The 21,901-nt window shown below is 70.9% G+C and carries 24 protein-coding genes and 3 pseudogenes; 16 read left to right on the top strand and 11 right to left on the bottom strand.

Annotated elements, in window-relative coordinates:
- Nucleotides 1–17: 17 nt before the first annotated feature.
- Both ACGFWJ_RS20435 and ACGFWJ_RS20440 read right to left on the bottom strand, forming a co-directional pair.
- A complete protein-coding gene (locus ACGFWJ_RS20435) occupies nucleotides 18–905 on the bottom strand; it encodes a chitosanase (RefSeq protein ID WP_392951575.1) in 888 nt (295 codons plus the stop codon).
- Nucleotides 906–1,226: 321 nt separating this feature from the next.
- Complete coding sequence (locus ACGFWJ_RS20440) at nucleotides 1,227–2,090, bottom strand: SDR family NAD(P)-dependent oxidoreductase (protein ID WP_392951416.1); 864 nt, start codon at nucleotides 2,088–2,090, stop codon at nucleotides 1,227–1,229.
- A gap of 78 nt (nucleotides 2,091–2,168) precedes the next feature.
- Between ACGFWJ_RS20440 and ACGFWJ_RS20445 the strand changes: the two genes are divergently transcribed.
- Together ACGFWJ_RS20445 and ACGFWJ_RS20450 are read left to right on the top strand one after the other, a co-directional pair.
- Nucleotides 2,169–2,630 carry a MarR family winged helix-turn-helix transcriptional regulator gene (locus ACGFWJ_RS20445; protein ID WP_392951418.1) on the top strand — a complete coding sequence of 154 codons (462 nt, stop codon included), beginning with the start codon at nucleotides 2,169–2,171 and terminating at the stop codon, nucleotides 2,628–2,630.
- 66 nt (nucleotides 2,631–2,696) lie between these two features.
- The gene (locus tag ACGFWJ_RS20450; RefSeq protein WP_392951421.1) at nucleotides 2,697–4,214 is read left to right on the top strand and encodes an APC family permease; all 1,518 of its coding nucleotides are present in this window, start codon (nucleotides 2,697–2,699) and stop codon (nucleotides 4,212–4,214) included.
- On the opposite strand, the gene ACGFWJ_RS20455 is transcribed toward ACGFWJ_RS20450, so the two are convergent.
- The gene (locus tag ACGFWJ_RS20455; RefSeq protein WP_392951423.1) at nucleotides 4,215–4,580 is read right to left on the bottom strand and encodes a DUF2599 domain-containing protein; all 366 of its coding nucleotides are present in this window, start codon (nucleotides 4,578–4,580) and stop codon (nucleotides 4,215–4,217) included.
- A gap of 65 nt (nucleotides 4,581–4,645) precedes the next feature.
- Between ACGFWJ_RS20455 and ACGFWJ_RS20460 the strand changes: the two genes are divergently transcribed.
- The 5 genes from ACGFWJ_RS20460 (at nucleotide 4,646) to ACGFWJ_RS20480 (ending at nucleotide 10,561) form a co-directional block, all read left to right on the top strand.
- Entirely contained in the window at nucleotides 4,646–5,446 is an 801-nt protein-coding gene (locus ACGFWJ_RS20460; protein ID WP_392951577.1) for a M4 family metallopeptidase, read from the top strand.
- A gap of 144 nt (nucleotides 5,447–5,590) precedes the next feature.
- Nucleotides 5,591–8,359, top strand: a complete 2,769-nt coding sequence (locus ACGFWJ_RS20465) for an AAA family ATPase (protein ID WP_392951426.1) — start codon at nucleotides 5,591–5,593, stop codon at nucleotides 8,357–8,359.
- Nucleotides 8,360–8,895: 536 nt separating this feature from the next.
- Nucleotides 8,896–9,165 (top strand): hypothetical protein, encoded by a 270-nt coding sequence (locus ACGFWJ_RS20470; RefSeq protein WP_392951428.1) that lies wholly within the window; start codon nucleotides 8,896–8,898, stop codon nucleotides 9,163–9,165.
- Nucleotides 9,166–9,494: 329 nt separating this feature from the next.
- Nucleotides 9,495–9,755, top strand: coding sequence for a hypothetical protein (locus ACGFWJ_RS20475; protein ID WP_392951430.1), 261 nt, complete (start codon nucleotides 9,495–9,497; stop codon nucleotides 9,753–9,755).
- Nucleotides 9,756–9,898: 143 nt separating this feature from the next.
- Entirely contained in the window at nucleotides 9,899–10,561 is a 663-nt protein-coding gene (locus ACGFWJ_RS20480; protein WP_392951433.1) for an HD family hydrolase, read from the top strand.
- A gap of 61 nt (nucleotides 10,562–10,622) precedes the next feature.
- Here ACGFWJ_RS20480 and ACGFWJ_RS20485 read toward each other — a convergent pair whose 3' ends face one another.
- Complete coding sequence (locus ACGFWJ_RS20485; protein WP_392951580.1) at nucleotides 10,623–11,162, bottom strand: choice-of-anchor J domain-containing protein; 540 nt, start codon at nucleotides 11,160–11,162, stop codon at nucleotides 10,623–10,625.
- Between the two features lie 9 nt (nucleotides 11,163–11,171).
- Nucleotides 11,172–11,561, bottom strand: coding sequence for a hypothetical protein (locus tag ACGFWJ_RS20490; protein ID WP_392951435.1), 390 nt, complete (start codon nucleotides 11,559–11,561; stop codon nucleotides 11,172–11,174).
- 404 nt (nucleotides 11,562–11,965) lie between these two features.
- On the opposite strand from ACGFWJ_RS20490, the pseudogene ACGFWJ_RS20495 reads away from it, so the two are divergent.
- Both ACGFWJ_RS20495 and ACGFWJ_RS20500 read left to right on the top strand, forming a co-directional pair.
- A pseudogene (locus ACGFWJ_RS20495) lies at nucleotides 11,966–12,504 on the top strand (winged helix-turn-helix domain-containing protein).
- 124 nt (nucleotides 12,505–12,628) lie between these two features.
- Nucleotides 12,629–13,051: a transposase gene (locus ACGFWJ_RS20500; protein WP_392951438.1), complete on the top strand. Its 423-nt coding sequence runs from the start codon at nucleotides 12,629–12,631 to the stop codon at nucleotides 13,049–13,051.
- A gap of 167 nt (nucleotides 13,052–13,218) precedes the next feature.
- On the opposite strand, the gene ACGFWJ_RS20505 is transcribed toward ACGFWJ_RS20500, so the two are convergent.
- On the bottom strand, nucleotides 13,219–13,653 hold the full coding sequence (locus ACGFWJ_RS20505) for a hypothetical protein (protein ID WP_392951440.1): 435 nt from the start codon (nucleotides 13,651–13,653) through the stop codon (nucleotides 13,219–13,221).
- A gap of 534 nt (nucleotides 13,654–14,187) precedes the next feature.
- Here ACGFWJ_RS20505 and ACGFWJ_RS20510 point away from each other — a divergent pair.
- Nucleotides 14,188–14,787 carry a glycoside hydrolase family 6 protein gene (locus ACGFWJ_RS20510; RefSeq protein WP_392951443.1) on the top strand — a complete coding sequence of 200 codons (600 nt, stop codon included), beginning with the start codon at nucleotides 14,188–14,190 and terminating at the stop codon, nucleotides 14,785–14,787.
- 53 nt (nucleotides 14,788–14,840) lie between these two features.
- Nucleotides 14,841–15,190 (top strand): annotated as a pseudogene (locus tag ACGFWJ_RS20515) (helix-turn-helix domain-containing protein); the annotation flags it as partial.
- 35 nt (nucleotides 15,191–15,225) lie between these two features.
- On the opposite strand, the gene ACGFWJ_RS20520 reads toward ACGFWJ_RS20515, so the two are convergent.
- Both ACGFWJ_RS20520 and ACGFWJ_RS20525 read right to left on the bottom strand, forming a co-directional pair.
- The gene (locus ACGFWJ_RS20520; protein ID WP_392951446.1) at nucleotides 15,226–15,624 is read right to left on the bottom strand and encodes a transposase; all 399 of its coding nucleotides are present in this window, start codon (nucleotides 15,622–15,624) and stop codon (nucleotides 15,226–15,228) included.
- Nucleotides 15,625–15,750: 126 nt separating this feature from the next.
- Nucleotides 15,751–15,978, bottom strand: a complete 228-nt coding sequence (locus tag ACGFWJ_RS20525; RefSeq protein ID WP_392951448.1) for a winged helix-turn-helix domain-containing protein — start codon at nucleotides 15,976–15,978, stop codon at nucleotides 15,751–15,753.
- 173 nt (nucleotides 15,979–16,151) lie between these two features.
- Between ACGFWJ_RS20525 and ACGFWJ_RS20530 the strand changes: the two are divergent.
- The 4 genes and pseudogenes from ACGFWJ_RS20530 to ACGFWJ_RS20545 all read left to right on the top strand — a co-directional run.
- A pseudogene (locus ACGFWJ_RS20530) lies at nucleotides 16,152–16,268 on the top strand (transposase); the annotation flags it as partial.
- A 673-nt stretch (nucleotides 16,269–16,941) separates the two neighbouring features.
- On the top strand, nucleotides 16,942–17,115 hold the full coding sequence (locus tag ACGFWJ_RS20535) for a hypothetical protein (protein WP_392951592.1): 174 nt from the start codon (nucleotides 16,942–16,944) through the stop codon (nucleotides 17,113–17,115).
- 406 nt (nucleotides 17,116–17,521) lie between these two features.
- Nucleotides 17,522–18,283, top strand: coding sequence for a PP2C family protein-serine/threonine phosphatase (locus tag ACGFWJ_RS20540; RefSeq protein ID WP_392951451.1), 762 nt, complete (start codon nucleotides 17,522–17,524; stop codon nucleotides 18,281–18,283).
- A gap of 107 nt (nucleotides 18,284–18,390) precedes the next feature.
- A complete protein-coding gene (locus tag ACGFWJ_RS20545) occupies nucleotides 18,391–18,957 on the top strand; it encodes a Uma2 family endonuclease (protein WP_392951453.1) in 567 nt (188 codons plus the stop codon).
- A 6-nt stretch (nucleotides 18,958–18,963) separates the two neighbouring features.
- On the opposite strand, the gene ACGFWJ_RS20550 is transcribed toward ACGFWJ_RS20545, so the two are convergent.
- The 3 genes from ACGFWJ_RS20550 to ACGFWJ_RS20560 all read right to left on the bottom strand — a co-directional run bounded on the left by ACGFWJ_RS20550 (nucleotide 18,964) and on the right by ACGFWJ_RS20560 (nucleotide 21,072).
- Nucleotides 18,964–19,545, bottom strand: a complete 582-nt coding sequence (locus ACGFWJ_RS20550) for a hypothetical protein (protein WP_392951456.1) — start codon at nucleotides 19,543–19,545, stop codon at nucleotides 18,964–18,966.
- A gap of 9 nt (nucleotides 19,546–19,554) precedes the next feature.
- Nucleotides 19,555–20,085, bottom strand: coding sequence for an MOSC domain-containing protein (locus ACGFWJ_RS20555; RefSeq protein WP_392951583.1), 531 nt, complete (start codon nucleotides 20,083–20,085; stop codon nucleotides 19,555–19,557).
- A 63-nt stretch (nucleotides 20,086–20,148) separates the two neighbouring features.
- On the bottom strand, nucleotides 20,149–21,072 hold the full coding sequence (locus ACGFWJ_RS20560) for a LysR family transcriptional regulator (protein WP_392951459.1): 924 nt from the start codon (nucleotides 21,070–21,072) through the stop codon (nucleotides 20,149–20,151).
- An 84-nt stretch (nucleotides 21,073–21,156) separates the two neighbouring features.
- Between ACGFWJ_RS20560 and ACGFWJ_RS20565 the strand changes: the two genes are divergently transcribed.
- Complete coding sequence (locus tag ACGFWJ_RS20565; protein ID WP_387641161.1) at nucleotides 21,157–21,888, top strand: succinate dehydrogenase cytochrome b subunit; 732 nt, start codon at nucleotides 21,157–21,159, stop codon at nucleotides 21,886–21,888.
- The last annotated feature ends 13 nt before the right edge of the window (nucleotides 21,889–21,901 follow it).

Consider the following 21,901-nt stretch of genomic DNA (forward strand, 5'->3'; position numbering starts at 1 on the left):
CCGGGATGGTGGAGCTGTCAGGCCGGGATGGTGTAACTGTCGCCGTACACCTGCCAGTTCAGCGGGGGCTGGAGGTCGAGGTTGCCGGCGCGCAGGAAGACCCGCTGCTCGGTGTCGATCCTGGACGTGTTGCGGTTCGGGTTGCCGGCCAGCATGTAGGCCTTGCGGGCGTCCAGGAAGGCGTCCAGGTAGGCGGTCTCGTCGCCGCCCTTTGCGGGCGCCTTGGCCTTGGTCTGGGCGGTGGCGCGGATCGCGGCGAAGCCCTGCGGGCCGTGCACCACCAGCGCGTCGTAGTAGGCGAATTGGCCGAGCGCGTGCAGCCCGTCCGTCTTGGCCTGACTCACCGCGGGAGTGAAGTACTGCCGGTCGCGTTCCTCGTTCTGGGCCTGCTGGAGCGCCGGGTCCTGCGCGGCGCGCTGCCAGTCACCGACGAAGGTCGGGTCGAGGCCCTGGTGCGAGGGGCTGCCGTCGAGCAGCGCCAGCGCCGGCAGGTACTTGGCGAGGATGTTGCCCGGCTTGAGGGCGGTGTAGCGGGTGATCACGTCCGCCAGGTCGCCGGTGCCGGAGCAGAAGCCGATGATTCCGGCGGTGTAGCCGTTGCCGTCGCCGATGTCCTCGATGTACGGGTACTGGGAGCGCCAGTCGAGGGTGGAGTTCTCGGCGCTGGAGACCAACTCCTGCGCGTACTCCTTCCACTTCGGGTCGGTGAGGTCCGGCCGGGTGGTGGCGGGCGCGGTGGTCGCTGCCGCGGTCGGCGACGGCTTCGGCGCCGCCTGGGAGGTGGCGGTGGCGGTGCCGGTCGCGCTCGGGAGGGCGGTGGACGGGGAAGAGCCGGGTGCGGACGGGAGCGCGGTCGCGGACCGGGAGGTCGACGAACTCGCCGCCGGGGAAGGGGAGTTCGATATGGATCCGGCGGTCGACGGCGGGGCCGAGGCCGCGCCGTGACGCCGGCCGGTGGCGGCTTCGCCCTCGGGGCCGACCACGGCGATGCCCGCGGTCACTGCCGCGGCCACCCCCACGGCCAGCGCCACCTGGACGGGCCGCGGCCCTCTACCGGATCTGGTGCGGTTCGCGCCGCTCTGCATGGGTCGGGCTCCGTTTCCTGTCGGCTACCGCCCCGCCCGGGGGAGCGGGGCGACGGTCGGCCGGACCAACAGCCGTCGCACGTCCGAAGGTTCCACCCACCGGCTCGGGACGTCCGGATCCGGACGGGCCCTGACGTTATCTCAGAAACGGAACGACGTCTTCCCGACCCAGCCTTCGGTCAACTCCTGAACGGCCGCGCCGTCCAGGTCGGACAGCTTGGTGCCGACGAAGCCGCGGGCCGAATCGGAGGTCTGGATCCGGAACGGCGGCCGCTCGGCGGTGAGCGCCGCGACGATCGGGGCGGCCGCGTCGGCGGGGCTCTGTGCGTTGCCGAACGAGGCCAGGGTGCGCTCGATGTATGCCTCCAGGGCAGGGGCGTACGGGCCGGCCTCGGCCAGCATGGCGGGAATGTCGAGCTGCTGGCTCGCGACGAACTCGCTGGCCACCGCGCCCGGTTCGACGACGGTCACGCTGACGCCCGCACTCGCCGCGACCGGGGCGAGCGACTCCAGGAAGCCTTCGGCGGCGAACTTCGCCGCGCAGTACGCCTCGTTGAACGGCTGCCCGACCACACCGCCGACACTGGTCACGGTGACCACCCGGCCGCCGGAGGCCCGCAGGTGCGGCATGGCCGCCCGGGTCGTCTCCACCACGCCGAAGAAGTTCACCTCCATCGCCCGGCGGAACGGCTCGGTGCCGCTCTGCTCGACGGTGCCGACCACCCCGGCACCCGCGTTGTTGACCAGCGCGTCCAGCCGCCCGTGCTCGGCCACCACCTCCGCCACGCAGTCGGCGACCGAGGCCGGGTCGGTGACGTCCAGCGTCTTCACCTGCACCCGCCCGGCCACCCCCGCCGCCTCGGCCGCCTCGCGCAGCGGACCGGCCTTCGCGGGGTCGCGCATGGTGGCGACCACCTGGAAGCCCGCCGAGGCGGTGGCGACGGCGGCGGCCAGGCCGATGCCGGACGAGGTGCCGGTGATCAGAACAGTGCGGGTCTCGTTCACGAGGGGCCTCCATAGTGCGTGTGTGTGCACACACCATAGGAGTGTGTGCGCGCACACGCAAATTGGTACGGTGGGGGAATGAAGCGCTCCGACCTCAGCCTGGGGGAACTCACCGCCCGCGACCACGCCTTCTACGGCCTCGTCTGGGCCGGCGTGACCCTCACCGCGCAGGCCGACCGGGCCCTGCGGCGCGCGCACGACCTGCCGCTGTCCTGGTTCGAGGTGATGCTCTGGCTGGACGGCCAGGACGGGCCGGTCGCCGCCTCCGACCTGGGGGAGAAGACCCTGCTGAGCCGCAGCCAGGTCTCCCGCGTCACCGACGCTCTGGTGGCACGCGGCCTGGTCGAGCGCCTCCCGTCGCCGACCGACGCCCGCTCCGTCCGGATCGCGCTCACCGCGGCCGGCCGCGACACCTTCGCCGAGGCCGACGCCACCCGCCGCGCCGCGCTCGCCGAGTCCTTCGACGACCGGCTCGACGACCGGGACATCGAGGCGCTGGAGCGGATCTGGGCGAAGCTCAAGCGACGCGAGCGGTCGTAGGCGCCGCGGGCGGAGCGGTGCCATGGGCGAATCGGTTCCGCGTTCCTGTGCGGACTATTGACGGGTATGGTCAACGTCCTTAACTTGAGGCGGACACTTCACTCGCCCGCACCCCCGGAGCGTCCAGTGTCCGCAGGTTTCAGCCGGAGAATCGGCCTGTTCCAGGCCACCGCGATCAACATGAGCCAGATGTGCGGGATCGGCCCGTTCGTCACCATCCCGCTGATGGTCGCCGCGTTCGGCGGCCCGCAGGCAGTCATCGGGTGGATCGCCGGCGCGCTGCTCGCCCTGGTCGACGGCCTGGTCTGGGCCGAACTCGGGGCCTCGCTGCCCGGCGCCGGCGGTACCTACGTCTACCTGCGGGAGGCGTTCCAGTACCGCACCGGACGGCTGATGCCGTTCCTGTTCGTGTGGACGGCGATGCTGTTCATCCCGCTCATCATGTCGACCGGCGTGCAGGGCCTGGTGCAGTACCTCACCTACCTGTGGCCGAGCATGACGACCATGCAGGGCGACGTGGTCGGCGTCGCCGTGCTGGCGCTGGTGGTGCTGCTGCTGTGGCGCAAGGTCGAGAACATCGGGCGGCTGACCGTCGCGCTGTGGGGCGTGATGATCGTCTCGGTGGGCGCGGTGATCCTCGCCTCGTTCACCGACTTCCACCCCTCGATGGCCTTCGAATGGCCCGCCCACGCCGTCGAGTTGACCCACGGACAGTTCTGGATCGGCTTCGCCGCCGGCCTGACCATCGGCGTCTATGACTACCTCGGCTACAACACCGCCTCCTACCTCGGCGCCGAGATCAAGAACCCCGGCCGCACCATGCCCCGGGCGATCATCCTCTCGATCCTCGCCATCATGACCATCTACCTGCTGATGCAGATCGGCGTGCTCGGCGTCGTCCACTGGCAGGACATGCTCGACCCGGACAACGTCGCCTCAAAGTCCGTCGCCGCAGCCGTACTTGAGCACACCTGGGGCAAGGCCGCCGCCGACACCGTCACCGGACTGATCCTGATCACCGCCTTCGCCTCCGTGTACGCCGGACTACTCGGCGGCTCCCGGGTGCCCTACGACGCCGCCCGCGACGGCATGTTCTTCCGCGCCTTCGGCCGGCTCCACCCCCGGCACGGCTTCCCCGTGCTCGGCCTGCTCACCATGGGCGCCGTCACCGCCGCCGGCTTCCTGATCGCCCGGCACCTCGGCAACTCCGCCGCCCACCCGCCGCTGACGGTCCTGATCACCCTGCTCACCACCGTCATGGTGATCGTCCAGGCACTCGCCCAGATCGCCGCCGTCACCGTGCTGCGCCGCCGCCAGCCGACCCTCGCCCGCCCCTACCGGATGTGGCTCTACCCGGTGCCCTCGGTCGTTGCCGCGATCGGCTGGCTGGTCATCTACGGCTGGGCGGACCGGGCCAACCCCGGTATCCACCCGATCGAATGGTCGATCGCCTGGGTCGCGCTCGGCGGCGCCGCGTACCTGGTCTGGGCGAAGCTCGAACGGGCGTGGCCGTTCGGGGAGAAGGAGATCCGCGAGGAGTTCCTGACGGCCCAGCAGCCCCCGGCCGCCGAGCCGCCCGCATAGTCAGCCGTCGGTGTCCCAGTTGCACTTGGAGGCGAGCATCTTCTTGAGGACGGCGTCGCTGTTCCCGGTGAGGACGGGGCGCCAGGTCTCCAAGTCCCAGGTCGGACCGCCGAGGTGGCCGCCACTGGTGTCGGGGTACGAGAACTCCGCGTGGCACAGCAGCTGTTGGTACGTCGAGTTCTGCGCGGTCTGGGTGGCGCCCGGGACCATCCGGGTGTTGGACCACACCTGCCGCCAGTCCGCGTTCACGTCGCTCGCGGCGTCGTCGCCACCCAGGACCTTCTTGAACGCGGCGGGCGTCGGGGTGACGTGGACGGACGTGTAGCGGCTGTCGTTCCAGTTGACATAGACCTCGGTCTTGGACACCCACTTGGTATTGGTGATGCCGCCGTAGCCGATGCACGCGGACTGGCAGGCCTTACTCCTCCGGCATCGCCAACCACTTCTTCTACCTGACCGCCGAGGGCACCGGCGCCAAGACCATCGGCGGCCTGTCGCACAACGGCACCCCGTGCAACGGCGACAACTTCAGCGGCATCGGCAAGGACAAGGCGGCGGCCATCTGGTACCGCGCCCTGACCACCTACATGACCTCCACCACCAACTACTCCTCGGCCCGCACCGCCACCCTGCAGGCCGCCGCCGACCTGTACGGCGCCAACTCGCAGGAGCGGTACATCGTTTCGAAGGCCTGGGCCGCCGTCTCGCTCGGCACCGCCCTGCCCGACCCGGGCGGCTCCACCGGCAGCCCGAGCCCGTCCCCGTCCGGCTCGCCCACCGGCAACCCGAACCCCGGAAACGCCCTCACCAACGGCGACTTCGAACAGGGGGCCACCGGCTGGACGCAGAGCGCCAACGACATCACCAACTCCAACCAGCAGACCCCGCACGGCGGTTCCTGGTACGCCTGGATGATGGGCTACGGCTCCGCCAACAGCGAGACCCTCTCGCAGAGCAACATCGCGGTGCCCGCCACCGGCAGCCCCAGGCTCACCTTCTGGCTGAAGGTCACCACCGCGGAGACCGGCACCACGCCGTACGACACCCTGAAGGTCAACGTCAACGGCGCCACCCTGGCCACCTACTCCAACGCCAACGCCAGCGCTGGATACGTGCAGAAGACCATTGACCTGAGCGCCTACCGCGGCCAGACCGTCAACCTTCAGTTCGCCGGCCAGGAGGACGCCTACCTGGCGACCACCTTCCTGCTCGACGACGTCAGCATCGGCTGACCAGGCCACCTGCCCACTGCCCGGTCGGCCCCCGATCCGCCCCCGATCGGGCAGTCTTAAAGGGGACTTAACGCTGAGTCGCGACAGTGTCGTGTTCATGTGACACCCTCGCGCAAGCCCGGCGAAGGCGGCACACTGACCGCCATGACCGGCTTTCTCCCCGGCCCGGCCGGACCAGCCAACACCACGGCAGGTCCGGCCAGGCCCGCACTCGTCGACCGTGCGCAACTGCTCGCCGACATCCGTGCCACCCTCGCCGCCACCGGCGGCGTCCTGCTCCACGGCCCGGCGGGCATCGGCAAGACCGCACTGCTCGACGCACTCGCCCAACAGGCCGACGCGGCAGGGGAGTCGGTCCTGCGCAGCAGCCCCACCGCCGCCGAGGCCGAACTGCCGCACCTCGCCCTGATCGACCTGCTCGGCGAGACCCTCCCCGCGCTCGCAGAGGAACTCCTCCCCAGCCACCTGCGCCAGGCCCTCGAATGCGCGCTGCTGCACCGCGCCCCCCAACCCGGCGCCGCCACCGACCCGTTGGCCGTCCGCGTCGCCGTCCTGGAGACCCTGCGACGGCTCGCCGAACGCGGCCCCGTGCTCGTCCTGCTCGACGACACCCAGTGGCTCGACGAAGCCAGCCGCCAGGTCATCGCCTTCGTTGCCCGCCGCCTCACCGACCGCCGGGTCCGGTTCGCCGTCACCGAACGCACCGAACACGCCGACGCCGCCCCCACCATGGGCGCCCTCTGCCCGCCCACCGCCCTCGACCTCCCCGTCGGCCCGCTCGGCGAACGCGGCACCGGCGCCCTGCTGCGCGAACGGCTCGGCCTGCGCCTCAGCGGCCTCACGCTCGGCCGGGTGCACGCCGTCAGCGGCGGAAACCCCTACTACGCCCTGGAGTTGGGCCGCTCACTGGCCGCCGGCGGCAGCGACGCCGCACTCGCCGCCGACCCCGCCCGCCCGCTCGACGTCCCGCACCGGCTGCGCGCCCTGGTCTCCGCCCGCCTCACCGAACTCCCCGACACCGCCCGCGCCGCCCTCACCGTGCTCGCCGCCGCCCGCACCGGCACCGGCCTGCCCGCCACCGTCACCGAACCCCTCGCCGCCGCCCACCGCCACGGCATCGTCCGCCAAATCCCGTCCGGCACACCCCAGTTCAGCCACCCCCTGATCGCCGAAGTGGTCCTCGCCGACGCCACCCCCGCCGCCCTGCGCGACGCTCACCGCCTGCTCGCCGCCCTCACCGCCGACCCCGTCGAACAGGTCCGCCACCAGGCCCTCGCCGCCGAACACCCCGACCCGCAGCTCGCCTCCCGGCTCACCCGCGCCGCCGATACCGCCCTCACCCGCGGCGCCCCCGGCACCGCCGCCGAACTCCTCCGCCACGCCGCCCACCACACCCCCGACCCCGACACCGCCGGACGCCGCCTGCTCGCCGCCGCCCGCAACGCCGCCGCCGCCGGACTGCCCGACCTCGCCCGCGCCAGCGCCGAAGCCCTGCTCACCGCCCCCGCCGCCGACCTGCGCGTGCACGCCCGACTCCTGCTCGCCCGCCTGCTCGGACCCGACCACCCCGGCGCCGAAGCCCTGCTCACCGCCGCCGCCGACGACACCGGCGGCCACCCCGCCCTCACCGCCGCCGTCCACCAGGAACGCGCCGTCCGCGCCCTGCACCGCGGCGACCGGGCAGAAGGATTCGCCGAACTCGAGACCGCCGAGAAGCACGCCGACCACGCCGACAACCCCGACCTGCTCGTCGAACTCCTCGCCTTGCGCGGCCCCATCACCCTGCTCACCGACCCCGTCCACGGCCTCGCCCTGCTCGAACGCGGCTGCCGCCTCGCCGCCGGCCGACCCCCCACCGCCGCCGCCGTCGTCTGCCGCGAAGGCCTCGCCGTCGCCGCCCTGCGCAGCGGCGACACCCACCGCGCCCTCGCCGAGGTCGAGACCCTGCGCACCGAGACCGAAGCCGCCGGGCGCACCGAGGACCTCGCCAACGTCCTCTACATCGCCGCCTCCGTCCTCGAGCGCGCCGGACGCTGCACCGAGGCCTACGCCGCCGGCCGCGCCGCCCACGACCTGCGCGAACGCATCGAACCCACCCCCGGCCCCGCCCGCGTCCTCGGCGGCGCCGCCGAACTCAACGGCGGCACCGCCGAACGCGCCGCCCACCTCCTCGACTCCGCCATCCGCGCCGCCGAGGACGACCACGACCACGAATGGCTCGCCTACGCCCACGGACTGCGCGGCCGGGCATCCTTCCTGCTCGGCCACCTCCCGATGGCCGTCCACCACCTCACCCGCTGCCAACTCCTGCTCCGCCGTATGCAGTTCACCGACCCCAGCCTGTTCCTGGTGGACGCCGACCTCGCCGAATCACTTGCTCTCTCCGGCCGCCCCGCCGACGCCGCCGACACCCTCGCCGACGCCCGCGACCGCGCCACCCGCCTCGGCCGCGACGTCGTCCTCCTCGGCCTGCACCGCGCCGAAGCCCACCTCACCGCCCTCACCGACCCCCGCCACGCCGCCGACACCCTCCGCGCCCTCCTCCCCGCCGCCCACCCCTACCCCCTCGAACTCGCCCGCGCCCACTTGGCTTTGGGAGTTCTGGAACGCCGCGCCCGCCGCCGCGCCGCCGCCCGCACCGCCCTCCAGGACGCCCAGGCGCTGTACACCGCCGCCGGGTGCCTGCCGTGGCTGCGGCACGTCGAGACGGTGCTGGCTTCGCTCGACGCGCTGGAGGCCGACCCGACGCCGACCCAGCAGCAGATCCTTGGGCTGATCCGCACCGGGGCGACCAACCGGGAGATCGCGGCGACGCTGCACCTGTCGGTGAAGGCGGTCGAGGCGAACCTGACCCGGCTGTTCCGGCAGTACGGGGTGCGGGGGCGGGCGGAGTTGGCGAAGTGCCAGGAGTAGGCGGGGTGTTGGCCAGCCGTCGACGATGATGCCGCCGAGCCGGACGATGGTGGCGAGGGCGTCCCGCGTAGAACCGGGCGCCGTGCAGCCGGTCGGTGAGGGCAACGTGGTCGAGATCTCTCCCGTCCGGAAGTCGGGCAGCCAGAGCTCGCCGAGGCTGGGCAGAACGGCTCGGGTTCGGCCTTCAGTCCGGACATCGGGATCGGGACAGCCCAATGCCCACGACCGACCGCATGTTCGACGCGGGCGCTTGCCGGGGAGCGTCGCCCCGCCCGTCGCTGCGCGGGGCGCGCTCTGACGGATCGTCACAGAAGCTGGAAACGGTCGATCCGGAGCTGCGTGCGCTTCCCGGGCGACCACCCAGGGGTGAACCTTCGGACCGCTACTCCCTCGACCGCGCAAGGGTTGCTGACGCTGCGTCAGGACCAGACGGACGCATGTTCCCTTTGCGGGCCTCCGGATCCCGTGGCTGTCTGGATCTCGGCAGGGCCACCACCGCGCCCCGCCGCCGAAACAACTACTCGGAGGAGATTCTCATGCGTGCTATCAAGCGTGTTCTGGCCATCGGTGCCCTCGCCGCCCCCCTGGTGATCGGCTGCGCCGGACTGGCCTCCGCCCACGAAGGCCACGAGGGCCCCGAAGCCCACTTCTCGAAGAGCCAGTTCGTCGCCAACGAGGAGGTCGCCGGCGAGTCCAAGGTGTTCTCCGAGGTCGAGCCGGGCAGCGTCGAGCACGGTGAGGCTTGTGTCTTCGCCGGCGACGAGGGCGTCGAAGGCTCGCACACCGAGTCCGGTGCCCACTTCTAAGGGCTGACCGGAAGAATCACATTCAGGTGCCCGGCGGGAATCCCACCCGCCGGGCACCTTCGTGTGTCGGGGCAGCGGGCATCGCCGCCGGGCGGGTCGACCACTTGTTCGACAGGCGACCCGGCCCCGGGCGCCTGTGCCGCCCCGGCGACCACTCAGGGGTGAACCTGCGAGGGGCCCCTCCCGTGCTGGCGCAAGGGCGGCTGACGGATCGTCGGGACCACACGGAGGCAGCACCCTTTTGCGGGCCTCCGGATCCCGTGGCGTTCTGGAGTCGGCGGGGCCACCACCGAGCCCCGCCATCGACCGTCTTCTCGGAGGAGATCTTCATGCGTGCTCTCAAGCGTGTTCTGGCCGTCAGTGCCCTCGCCGCCCCGCTCGTCGTCGGCTGCGCCGGCCTCGCGTCCGCCCAGGAAGACCTGAGCGCAAACTTCGACCAGGGCCAGTTCGCCGCGAACCAGAGCGGTGCCGGCGAGGCCGCCACGACTTCCGTCGTGTCCCCCTACGGCGTTCAGCACACCGACTTCATGATCTGGGCCGACGACAGCGGCGTCTCCGGCGGGTTCAACGGAGCGGGTGCCTCCTATTAGAACGGCCAGAACTGCGGAGCGGTGCCCGGCGGTCGGGGTTCCCGCCGGGCACCGCCGCGTGTCGGCGCAAGGCGACCGGATCCCATCGGGAATCCAGCAAACTGATTGAGCGTCAAATGGCACGCCGTGGCACGATGGGCCTCATGAGTGACGCTCCGCACCCCCTGCTGGTGGACCGCACGCCCTTCCCCGACGGCATCGACGCGCGTCTGCGTGCCCAACTGACCTTCCTGGTCGAGATCGACCGGCTCAAGACCATTCTGCGGCAGTCGCCGTTGGTGGCGGCCGAGCGCCGCGAGAACGACGCCGAGCACTCCTGGCACCTGGCGATGATGGTGACCCTCCTCGCCGAGTACGCGGACGAGCCGATCCACGTGGGCCGCACCGTCCAACTCGTCCTGCTGCACGACCTGGTGGAGATCCACGCCGGGGACACGCCGCTGTACGACACGGAGGCGGGCGTTGATCAGGCGGAGCGAGAGTCCGCGGCTGCGGACGAGTTGTTCGGGCTGTTGCCGAAGGATCAGGCCCGGTGGATGCGGGAGTTGTGGGACGAGTTCGAGGAACGCCGTACCCCGGAGGCCCGGTTCGCGAAGGCGATGGACCGGTTGCAGCCGTTGCTGCTCAACTGGATGGCGCACGGCGGTACTTGGCGCACCCCTGGGGTGACGGCGGACGATGTACGTGCCCGCAAGGCGGTGATCGGTGACGCGTCGTCGGCGCTGTGGGCGGCGGGGCGGCGGCTGATCGACGAGGGCGAGCGGCGCGGCTGGTCAAGGAGCGGCAGCGGAGGCGAGCAGGGCTGAGGGGGGGAACAACCGGGAGGGTGCCGTCCCGCACGGCACCCTCCCGATCACCGGCGGCCGGTCAGCCGATCTTCACGTCGTCGACCAGGAAGGTGGTCGCCAGCGAGGCGTCCTCCTGGCCGGCGAACTGCAGGCTGACGGTCTGCCCGGCGTAGGCGCTCAGGTTGACGGTCTTCTGGACGTAGCCGGCGCTGGCGTTGGCGTTGGAGTAGGTGGCGACGGTGGTGCCGTTGACGTTGACCTTCAGGGTGTCGTACGGCGTGGTGCCGGTCTCCTGGGTGGTCACCTTCAGCCAGAAGGTCAGCTTGGGTGTTCCGGCGGGCACCGCGATGTTGCTCTGCGAGAGGGTCTCGGTGGCGGCGGAGCCGTAGCCCATCATCCAGGCGTACCAGGAACCGCCGTGCGGGGTCTGCTGGTTGGAGTTGGTGATGTCGTTGGCGCTCTGCGTCCAGCCCGTGGTGCCCTGCTCGAATCCGCCGTTGACCAGGGCGTTGCCCCCGCCGGGGGTGCCGGTCGGGGACGGGCTCGGGCTGGAGGCGCTGCCGCCCGGGTCGGGCAGGGCGGTGCCGAGCGAGACGGCGGCCCACGCATTCGAAACGATGTATCGCTCCTACTGGTCGAGGACGGCGCCACTGGCCGCGTCGACGAGGACCGCCTCGCGGGTGTTCGCGCCGGCTGCGCCCGCGCCGGTGACGGTGCTGCGGTAGGCGAGCACCGGGACCTTGCCCACCGCCCAGACCACCAGCTGGCTGCTGTCCAGGTTGCTGGTGCGGGCCTGCTTGACGTGCTTGGCGCTGCGCTCGGCGGCCTTCGACGCGTCCTGCGTGGAGAGCTTTGGCGTCACACCCGCGACCTTCAGCGCACCCTCGTGCGCCCAGGTGGTGGACGTGATCTTGCCGTTCGCGGCGCGGTGCACCATGAGGTCGCCGCCGACCACGGGCAGGCCGCGGTAGGTGCGGTCGTAACGCACGTGCCGGGCACCGTCGTTGTCGATCAGCACGTCCTTGACAGCAGGCGCTCGTTCGGTCCGAGGCCCAGCGCCTTCGCCACGGCCGGGGCCTCCTTGCCGGCCTGGTCCATGGCCGCGAGCCGGCCCGCCGTGCTCATCGCCTGGAAGCCGGCACCGGGCTGTGTGGTGGGGCTGGCCTGCGCGACGCTCTGCGAAGTGGCATCGCGGCGGCGCCCAGGGTGAGGGCTGCTGCAACAGCTGCCGCCAGAGCGGTCTTGCGGTTCATCGCAATTCCTCCCGCCGGGCCGGGGTCGGTTGGGGACGACCGGCGACACCGTAGGGGTGTGGTGTCGCGGCCGGATTCGGCTCGGCGGCAGGACGCTACCGAACTTGATTGAGTGATGTCGGAGTCGTTCGGCTGACAGCGGTCGGTGGGCTCCAGTAGTCCTGGGTTCGTGAGGTACGCGCAGGGCGGCGGGCTGACCGACGCAGAGAGGGTCGCGCGGGAGCGGATCGGGCTGCAGGCTGTGGAACGCTTCGAGGGCGGGGAGAAGAACGGGGAGATCGCTGTAGCGTTGCGGGTGAGCGAGCGGTCGGTCGAGCGGTGGCGCAGGGCCTGGCGCGAGCGCGGAGAAGCCGGCGTCCAGCCGAAGGGGTCGCCGGGTCGCCCGGGGCTCGGTGGCGCGCAGATCGCCAGGCTTGAGCGGGAGTTGGAACGCGGCCCGCTGTCCATGGCTGGGCGGACCAGCGGTGGACGCTGGCGCGGATCAAGACCCTGATTGGTCGCTTGTTCCATGTGAGCTACACGGTGGAGGGCGCGTGGCGGCTGTTGAAGCGGTACGGCTGGTCGTGTCAGCAGCCCGCCAGACGGGCGATCGAGCGCGACGACGCGGCGGTCGAGGTATGGAAGAAGGAGACGTGGCCGCTGGTAGGAGCACCGCGGCGGCGTGCAACGGCTGGATCGTCTTCGAGGACGAAGCCGGCCAGTCGATGACGCCGCCGCGCGCGAGAAGCTGGGGCTGCAAAGGCAGCACGCCGGTGGTCCGGTGCGTGGCCGGGGCTCGGGCCGGGTGTCCATGGCCGGGCTGAGCTGCTACAAGCCCGGGAAGAGGTCCCGGATGTTCTACTCCGTCCGCGGGTACCGGGGCTGCAGGGGAGAGCCGAAGGGCATCGGCTGGCGCGACCTGCGCGACCTGCGCGACCTGCGCGACCTGCTGGTCGGGGCACACATCCAGCTCGGCGGCCCGATCGTGCCCGTGTGGGACAACCTGCGCATGCATCTGGTCGAACCGATGCGCCAGTTCATCGCCGACCACGACCACGCCGACTGGCTCACGGTCTTCCAACTTCCGGGCTATTCACCGGACCTGAACCCGCAGGAGGGTATCTGGTCGCTGGTCAAGCGCGGGATCGGCAATCTTGCCGCAGCCGGCCTCTGCCAGATCACCCGGGCCGTCAGGCGGGGGCTCAAGCAGATCCAGTACCGCTCGGAGTTGATCGACGGCTGCCTGGCCGGCACAGGGCTGATCATGGACGGCTGACCGACATCACGAAGTCAAGTTCAGTAGTCGTCCCGGAGTCCTGCTCGTAGGGGGCTGCCGACCTGGTGGGCACCGTTGCACCGCCCCGGCTGCTCGCTCCTGAAAAGCCGGTGCCGTCCCGCAAGCTGCGGGACGGCACCGATTTCTTGTTCAGCCCGGGAGCTTGATCAGCACCCTATGAACTTCATCGTGTAGCCGACGTACAAGCCACCGTGCGAATTGATGGAGACGCTCGACCCCGGCTTGCCCGCAGTGTCGGACGACCACACCGCATAGCCGCCTTGGGTGTAGAGGACGAAGTTGCCGTCCTGCTGATACGTCGCATGGTGGGCGCCGGACCCCATTGTGTTTGTCGCCCAACACGCCGTGCGGCTCTGGGAACCGCCAGTCGGATCGCCTTCCCAGCGGTACTCGACGAGGTTGCCATCCGACTGCAGGATCAGCTCGTACCAGGTACTGGTGCCGGTGGTGCCCGCGATCCAGCCCCCGATGTCGAGGGAATCGCCGCGAGACAAGGAACTCGCCGAAGCGGTTCCGGAAAGACCGATGACGGATGCCACCGTCACAGCGCCCGTGATCAACACCTTGGTGGCCTTGCTCATGGACTTCATGGCTCCCCCTTTCCTCTCAATTGCCACGCGTGCTGGTGGCCAGCACGATCAAACTAGCCTTATGTGAATACAGTTAAACGAGCGTCAGATGAGAGGAATCCCACACCCCTGAGGCCTTCAACTCGCGGTTCGTTGATGCTCGACCTGACAAACAGTCAGCAATCCGTATGCGGTGTATGACTCTTCGTATTTCAGACATGGTATGTCGTGACGGACACGGTCGAGGCGGGCGTGGTCGGGGCCGGTACGGGTGACAGCGCGTGTGCGGGCCAGGCCGGGGGTTTGCCCAGTTCCCCGGATAGGACTTCCACGTCTCCGACCAGACCAACGCCGCCCGGCAGGTGACCGCGCTGCGCGGCCAGGGCCGACGGTGGAGGCCGAGACGCCGCTGCGGATCGCCGCTCAGCTCTCCTCGCAGTGGCTCGGCGAGCAGCGCGCCCGGGAGATCGCCGAGCAGGTGAGTCGGCGGGCCGCCAAGGAGGGCTGGAGGGCCACGTTCGTCGCCTACGACATCCCGCACCGCTCGTGCGGTCAGTTCTCGGGCGGTGGCGCCCCGACGCCGCCGCCTACCGATCTTGGATCACCGGCGTTGCGCAGGCCCTCGGCGACCGCAAGGCCTGGGTGGTGCTGGAGCCGGACGCAGTCGTCCACACCCTGGACGACTGCGGGATCAAGGGCGACCTGGCCGCCGAGCGGTATGGTCTGCTGGCCTTCGCCGTCCAGGAGTTGAGGAAGAACCCGAACGCCCGGGTCTACCTGGACACGGGCAACCCGGGCTGGGTGCAGGACCCGCAGGAGCTGGCCGCCGCCCTGTGCAGGTCGGGCATAGTGGCGATGGGCGGCTTCGCCCTGAACGTCGCCAACTTCTACGACACCGAGCGGAACGCGGCGTACGGTGCCAGGCTCTCCGCGGCCCTGGACGGGAAGCACTTCGCGATCGACACCAGTTGCAGCGGCAACAGGGCGCTGGGCGGCGACGCCTGGTGCAACCCGCCCGGGTGCGCGCTCGGCGAGCGGCCAACCACTCCATTCCGGCCGGCCCGGGGTGGACGCCTAGCTGTGGATCAAGAACCCGGGGGATTCCGAGGGCGACTGCGGGCGGGGCTACCGAACTTGATTGAGTGATGTCGGAGTCGTTCGGCTGACAGCGGTCGGTGGGCTCCAGTAGTCCTGGGTTCGTGAGGTACGCGCAGGGCGGCGGGCTGACCGACGCAGAGAGGGTCGCGCGGGAGCGGATCCGGCTGCAGGCTGTGGAACGCTTCGAGGGCGGGGAGAAGAACGGGGAGATCGCTGTAGCGTTGCGGGTGAGCGAGCGGTCGGTCGAGCGGTGGCGCAGGGCCTGGCGCGAGCGCGGAGAAGCCGGCGTCCAGCCGAAGGGGTCGCCGGGTCGCCCGGGGCTCGGTGGCGCGCAGATCGCCAGGCTTGAGCGGGAGTTGGAACGCGGCCCGCTGTCCATGGCTGGGCGGACCAGCGGTGGACGTTGGCGCGGATCAAGACCCTGATTGGTCGCTTGTTCCATGTGAGCTACTGAACTTGAATTTGTGATGTCGGTCTGGAGGGTGGTCAGCCGTCCATGATCAGGCCGGTGGCGGCGAGGCATCCGTCGATAAGGTACGGGCGGTACTGGATCTGCTTCATGCTGCGCTTGACGGTGCGGGCGAGTTGGTCGAGGTCGGCGGCGGCGAGGTTGGCGATGGTGCGCTTGGCCAGCGACCAGATGCCCTCCTGCGGGTTGAGGTCCGGTGCGTACGACGGGAGTTGGAAGACGGTCAGCCAGTCCTTGCTCGCCCGGACGAACTCCTGCATCGGCGGCATCAGGTGGGCACGGAGGTTGTCCCACACGGGCACGATCGGGCTGCCGAGCTGGATGTGCGCCCCGACCAGCAGGTCGCGCAGGTCGCGCCAGCCGATGCCCTTCGGCTCTCCCCTGCAGCCCCGGTACCCGCGGACGGAGTAGAACATCCGGGACCTTTTCCCGGGCTTGTAGCAGCTCAGCCCGGCCATGGACACCCGGCCCGAGCCCCGGCCACGCACCCGCACGACGGGGGTGCAGCCGAGTCTGCCCCCAGGTCCTGGCGCGCGGCGGCGTCATCGACTGCCCGGCTTCGTCCTTGAAGACGATCCAGGCGTCGCGGGCCGCCGCGGTGCTCCTACCAGCGGCCACGTCTCCTTCTTCCACAACTCCACCGCCGCGTCGTCGCCCTCGCTCGCCCGGCGGGCCGGCTGCTGCCAGGACCAGCCGTGCCGCTTCAGGAAGACCCAGGTGCCCTCCACGGTGTAGGAAACGTGGAACAGCCGGACGATCAACGTCTTCACCCGTGCCAGAGTCCACCGCTGGTCCGCCCAGCCGTGAGCCAGCGGCCCACGCTCCAACTCCCGCTCCAACCGCGCGACCTGGGCATCGGACGTGGAGCGACGAGGACTTCGCGGACTGATACCCGCGTGACGGGCGTCCCGGGCTCTCGCCCGCCCAGCTGGCCACGGCGAGCGTGCTGCAGTTCCTGCTCGGGTTTTCCGACCGCGATGCCGCCGAGGCCGTGCGCTGCCGGATCCATTTCAAGTACGCGCTCGGCTTCGACCTCGACGACTCCGGCTTCCACCGCAGCGTGCTTACCGACTTCTGTGACCGGTTGCCGGAGGACAACCGGGCTGACCGCCTTCTCGACCTCGCCCTGGCCCGCCTGAAGGACGCGGGCTTGGTCCGCGAGCGCACGATCCAGCGCACCGAATCCACCCACGTCTTGGCCGCCGCACGCGACCTGACACGCCTGGAGTTGGTCACCGAAGCGGTGCGCGCGGCCCCGGAGGAACTCGCCCGCACCGCCGGCCATGCACTGAACGGCGTGGTCGAGGAGGACTGGGGCCGCCGCTACGGCTGGCCGGTGCGCCTGGGCAACGAGCTCCAGATGCGCAACCGCCCGACCAGCAGAACCCGGCCTGGCACAGGCGTTACGCGGTGCGGTCCGGCATCGAGGGCACCATCTGCGAGTTCGCCTACGGCCACGGCATGCGCCGCTGCCGCTACGCAGGCAGGCCAAGACGCACTTGCAGCACATACTCACCGCAATTGCCGTCAACATCGCGCCTCAGCCGGCAGCCTCCAGGCCAGAGCGCGCCCCCTCGCCCACCGACCGCCTTTCAGGGCCACCTCGACCAGCAGGAAATCCAGCGTCCGCGTTCATGGCGAGCCGTCGGCTGACGACGTAGCGACCAAGATCCCCGACAGAGTAAAGCTCAGAGTGGCTCACCGTCTTCCAACTGCCGAGCTACTCAACGGACTTGAATCCGCAGGAGGGTATCTGGTCGCTGGTCAAGCGCGGAATCGGCAATCTCGCCGCAGCCGACCTTGGCCAGATCACCCGGGCCGTCAAGCGGGGGCTCAAGCAGATCCAGTACCGCTCGGATTTGGTCGACGGCTGTCTGGCCGGCACAGGACTGATCACGGACGGCTGACCGGCATCACGAATTCAAGTTCAGTAAGGCCGCTGCTCACCCTTGCGAAATGGCACCGACAAAAGGCAAGGGAATGGCAAGGAGAGGGCCGTCACTTCGTAGGGGAACCCACCGGGAGTGCGGCCAGTAAAGCTTCCGGAAAAGGAAGTTGACGGTCGCGCCAAGCTACCCCGGGAACCGGTCAAGGGGCAAGGAGTCTTGACGCCCGCAATTCCCGCACCAGGCGAGAGCGGGGGCATTCCACCGGATTCTCTTGACGAAGGGAATGCCCGGGGAACGGAGTCCGCGCGGGCCGGCCGGAGTTGCGCCCGGGCCCCTCGGCGGAAGGCGCCCGTCCGGGTGTGCTTGGCTTGACGTCACGGCCGCGCAACGGATCGCGCGAGCGGGAGAGTTCGGAGAGAGGTGGATGGTCGTGCCGATCATCGCGGTGAGCGTGCTCAGCCACACGGGAGTGGTGCGTCAGCACAACGAGGACAGTGTGGCGGTCGGGCCGTGGACGCTCTGCGCGACGGCCACCGACAGCCCGCAGACCTTCTACTTCCCGCTCGGCGCCACCGCTCTGACGGTCGCGGTCGCCGACGGACTGGGCGGCCACCCGGGCGGTGACCTGGCCTCCTCGCTGATCGCCGGGCAACTCGCCTCCACCGGCGGGGGATTGACCGACGAGCAGGCCGTCCGGGACGCGCTGCAGGCCGGCCACGAGACCCTCCACGACGCGGCCGACGCCGACCCCGCGCTGACCGGGATGAGCACCACCGTGGCCGGGCTGGCACTGACCGCCGAGTCCGTGTTCGTGTTCAACGTCGGCGACAGCCGGGTCTACGAACTCACCGACACCGAACCGGAGTTGCTCACCACCGACGACAGCCCGCCGCTCGCCGAAGGCCAGCGCACCACCCACCTGGTCACCAGCGTCCTCGGCGGCGCCACCCCGCGCGACGCCCTCGCCCCGCACGTCACCCGCCTGCCCGTCCGCCCCGGCGCCCGCTACCTGCTCTGCACCGACGGCCTCAGCGACCCCGTCCCGCCGGAGGAGTGGATGGCCCTGATCACCGACGGCGACGCGGACGAGGACGACCAGCACGCCGTCGTCGAACTCTGGCGCGCCGCGATCCGGGCCGGCGGCCCGGACAACATCACCCTCGCGCTGGTCCGGATCGACGACTGACAAGAGACCGCCCGAGGCCGCGAACCCGAAACGGTGAACGGCCTGCTGGTTCGACGCGCGGGCGTGGCTTTCGGAGGAGAATCGGGCGGGAACAGAGGAGGTGCGCCATGAGCACGGCAGCCCATGTCCCCCGGGACTACCGCGTCAGTGACCCCGAGAGGGCTCTGAAGTACGCCGTTCAGCACGTCGCGGGTGATCGCGCCGAGATCATCGAGGGAGTCATCACGCCCATGTCGCCGTCCTGGGCGCACGAGAACGCCGCCGAGGTGGTTCGTCGGCAGCTCACCCCGCGTCTGGAGGAGCTCGGCCTGGTCTCCGGGTCGGGCAACCTCGACCTGCCGGGCAGCGAGAACTGGTTCATCCCCGACCTGGCGGTGGTCCCGGCCGAGCTCGCCGCGAAGACCGAGGGTGCCCTGCTGCCCGATCAGACCCTGCTGGTGGTCGAGGTCACCTCGCCGTCGAACGGCGAGACCGACCGCACCACCAAACGCCGCCGCTGCGGCCAGTACGGCGCCCCGATCTACCTGCTGGTGGACCGTCAACAGCGCGAGTGCACCGTCTTCTCCGCCCCCGGACGTCTGGGCTACCAGGAAATCGACGGCCCGCACCCCTTCGGTAGCGCCGTTCGGCTGCCCGCGCCGTTCGATCTGGAGCTCGACACCAGCCGGTTCTGACGGGAGCTATGCGGTCGGCGGCAGCACTTCCAGGACGGCGGCCGTTCCGGCGATGGCGCGGTCTTCGTGCATGGTGATCGTCGCGCCGGGCTGAAGGTGTCGCCACTGTGTGGGGGTGAGCGGGGCGAGGCGTGCGGAGGAGCGTTCGCCGGGGCCGAGGGTGGGGGTGTGTTCGACCCAGAGGCGGGCGATGTCGAGGGTCGGGTCGCCGGTGGGGGTGCGGTTTCCGATGTTCCACATGGGGCGGAGGGCGCCGGCTCCGGAGAAGGGGGTCTGGCGTCGGCTCTCGGTGGCGGGGAGGAGGGTGAGGTCGACCCGGATGATGCCGTGGCGGGTTTCGTAGTGGCGCCAGTGGCACCAGGCCGCGCTGGTCTTCAGTTGCATCTGCTCGGCGGCCGTGCCGAGGGTCTCCCAGAAGGCGAGCGGCAGCGGGTGGGCGTCGCCGAGGTCCTCGAGCAGGTCGAGGGCGATCTCCCACTCGTCGTGGGCGAGGTACTCCCAGACGTCGTTGATCGTGAGGTCGTTCTCGGTGGCGATCCCCTCGGGGACCAACAGGCCGGCGGATTCCAGCAGTTCGGGAACGTTCATGCCGGGCCGTCAGACCCGTTCGAGCGGGCGGTGCGGGCCGTCCGGGAGGGTGACGGTGATGGTGTCGCCGGGGTGGATCGGGCCGCCGGTGCGGACGATGCCCATGATGCCCGCCTTGCGGACGGTGCCGCCGTTCTCGTCGCGGAACACCACCTGCTTGAGCAGGCCGTGCTGGAAGTTGTCGATCTGCGCGCACGGGTTGCGCAGGCCGGTGACCTCGACCACCGCCTCCGGGCCGAGGTGCAGCAGGGTGCCGACCGGGAGGCCGAGCAGGTCGATGCCGCGAGTGGTGACGTTCTCGCCCAACTCGCCCGGGGCGACGGTGAATCCGGCCTCGGCCAGCTCGTCGAACAGCTCGGCGTGGATCAGATGGACCTGGCGGAGGTTCGGCACCGTCGGGTCCTGGGCGACCCGGGAGCGGTGCTTGACGGTGACGCCGGAGTGCACGTCGCCCTCGACGCCGAGGCCCTCGAGCAGGCGGATGCCCGCCCGGTTGGGCTTGCTGAAGGAGTATTCGCCGTTGCTGCTGACCGCCACCACGCTGCCGGACACCCGGACCGCCTCTCGTCGAACGAACACGCGGAGCACAAGGGTAGGCCGCGGTCAGTCCGGCGGTAGCAGGCGGGTGCCCGGGGGGAGGGAGCCGGCGCGGTCGGCGTCGACCAGGTAGGCGAGCAGGGTGCCGCGGAAGGCGGTGGCGGCGCGGGTCAGGGGGAGGTCGCGGCCGTGCGCGAGGGCGATGGTGCGGCCCAGGCCGGGCGGGGCGAAGGGGGCGGAGCACAGGCCGGAGCGGGCGGCGACCATGCCGGGGACGACGGCGGGCCCGAGACCGGCCCGGACGGCGGCCAGCACGGCGTCCATCTCGCCGCCCTCGACGGCGTAGGAAGGTTCGAAGCCGGCGGCCCGGCACGCGGCGAGGGTGGTCTCGCGGACGTCGTAGCCCTCCCGGAACATCACCAGGCCCTGGCCGCGCAGGTCGGTGATCCGGGCCCGGCGGCGGGGGAGCGGCTCGGCGGAGACCAGCACCAGGTCCTCGTGCAGCAGCGGCGTGACGGAGAGGCCGGGGGGCGCGGCGGACGGCGCGGCGATGATCAGGGCGAGGTCGAGTTCGCCGGCCTCCAGGTCGCGGACCAGGTCGCGCGAGCCGCCCTCGGTCAGCCGCAGGTCCACCCCGGGGTGCAGCGCCCGGTAGGCGCGCAGCACCTCGGGCACCAGGCTGGCGCAGAGCGAGGGCGGCGCCCCGAACCGGACCCGGCCCCGGCGCAGCTGCACCGTCTCGGCGACGGCCCGCCGGGCACTCTCCGCGTCGGCCAGGATGCGCCGGGCGAGCGGCAACAGTGCCTGCCCGGCATCGGTCAGCGAGGTGCCGGAGCGCGAGCGGTGGAACAGCTCCGCTCCCAACTCGCGTTCCAGTGAACGGATTTGTTGCGAGAGTGACGGCTGTGAGACGTGCGTCAGTTCGGCGGCCCGGGTGAAGTGCCGGGCGTCGGCGACGGCGACGAAGTAGGCGAGCTGTTGCAACTGCACAGCAGCCATCATAGGCATCTCCTATCGTGGGCAGCGCTTTCATGTCTTGGACAGCACCTGCGCACCGGGCCTACCGTCATGCCCATGGCTTCTGCTACCCGGACAAACCGGGTGAACCGGACCCCCACTCCCGGTCGGCATCCGTCCGCCGCGGCGGCACTGTGGCGCAGCTCCGTCGGCAAGAAGGCGGTGATGGCCGTCAGCGGGCTGCTGATGCTCGCCTACCTGGTGGCCCACATGCTGGGCAACCTCAAGGTGTTCTTCGGCCCGGACGACCTCAACGGCTACGCGCACTGGCTGCGCACCATCGGCCAGCCGCTGCTGCACTTCGGCTGGTTCCTCTGGCTGGCCCGCGCCGTCCTGCTGGCGGCCGTGGTCGCGCACGGGGTGGCCGCCTACCAGCTCTCCCGCCGCGACCTGCGGGCCCGCCCGCAGCAGTACGTGCACCGGCGGCGGCGGGCCAGCTACGCGACCCGGACGATGCGCTGGGGCGGGGTGATCCTCGGCCTGTTCATCGTCTGGCACATCCTCGACCTGACCACGCTGACGGTGAACCCGGCCGCCGAGGAGGGCCGCCCGTACCAGAACATCGTGGCCTCGTTCTCGACCTGGTACGGCGGCGGGATCTACCTGCTGGCGGTGCTCGCGCTCGGGCTGCACGTCCGGCACGGGTTCTGGAGCGCCGCGCAGACCCTCGGCGTCAACAACCCGCGCCGCGACCGGGTGCTGAAGTTCGCCGCGAACGCGCTGGCGCTGCTGCTGACCGTCGGCTTCGCGTCGGTGCCGGTCGCCGTGATGACCGGACTGGTCCGATGAACGCCCGCGACAA

It is taken from the genome of Kitasatospora sp. NPDC048407, assembly GCF_043200475.1.
Classification (GTDB): Bacteria; Actinomycetota; Actinomycetes; order Streptomycetales; family Streptomycetaceae; genus Kitasatospora.

Coding starts and splice junctions, on each gene's coding strand:
- ACGFWJ_RS20445 (WP_392951418.1), top strand. CDS start 2,169: ATGAAGCGCTCCGACCTCAGCCTGGGGGAACTCACCGCCCGCGACCAC.
- ACGFWJ_RS20450 (WP_392951421.1), top strand. CDS start 2,697: ATGGTCAACGTCCTTAACTTGAGGCGGACACTTCACTCGCCCGCACCC.
- ACGFWJ_RS20465 (WP_392951426.1), top strand. CDS start 5,591: ATGACCGGCTTTCTCCCCGGCCCGGCCGGACCAGCCAACACCACGGCA.
- ACGFWJ_RS20470 (WP_392951428.1), top strand. CDS start 8,896: ATGCGTGCTATCAAGCGTGTTCTGGCCATCGGTGCCCTCGCCGCCCCC.
- ACGFWJ_RS20475 (WP_392951430.1), top strand. CDS start 9,495: ATGCGTGCTCTCAAGCGTGTTCTGGCCGTCAGTGCCCTCGCCGCCCCG.
- ACGFWJ_RS20480 (WP_392951433.1), top strand. CDS start 9,899: ATGAGTGACGCTCCGCACCCCCTGCTGGTGGACCGCACGCCCTTCCCC.
- ACGFWJ_RS20500 (WP_392951438.1), top strand. CDS start 12,629: ATGTTCTACTCCGTCCGCGGGTACCGGGGCTGCAGGGGAGAGCCGAAG.
- ACGFWJ_RS20505 (WP_392951440.1), bottom strand. CDS start 13,653: ATGAGCAAGGCCACCAAGGTGTTGATCACGGGCGCTGTGACGGTGGCA.
- ACGFWJ_RS20520 (WP_392951446.1), bottom strand. CDS start 15,624: ATGTTCTACTCCGTCCGCGGGTACCGGGGCTGCAGGGGAGAGCCGAAG.
- ACGFWJ_RS20540 (WP_392951451.1), top strand. CDS start 17,522: ATGGTCGTGCCGATCATCGCGGTGAGCGTGCTCAGCCACACGGGAGTG.
- ACGFWJ_RS20545 (WP_392951453.1), top strand. CDS start 18,391: ATGAGCACGGCAGCCCATGTCCCCCGGGACTACCGCGTCAGTGACCCC.
- ACGFWJ_RS20550 (WP_392951456.1), bottom strand. CDS start 19,545: ATGAACGTTCCCGAACTGCTGGAATCCGCCGGCCTGTTGGTCCCCGAG.
- ACGFWJ_RS20565 (WP_387641161.1), top strand. CDS start 21,157: ATGGCTTCTGCTACCCGGACAAACCGGGTGAACCGGACCCCCACTCCC.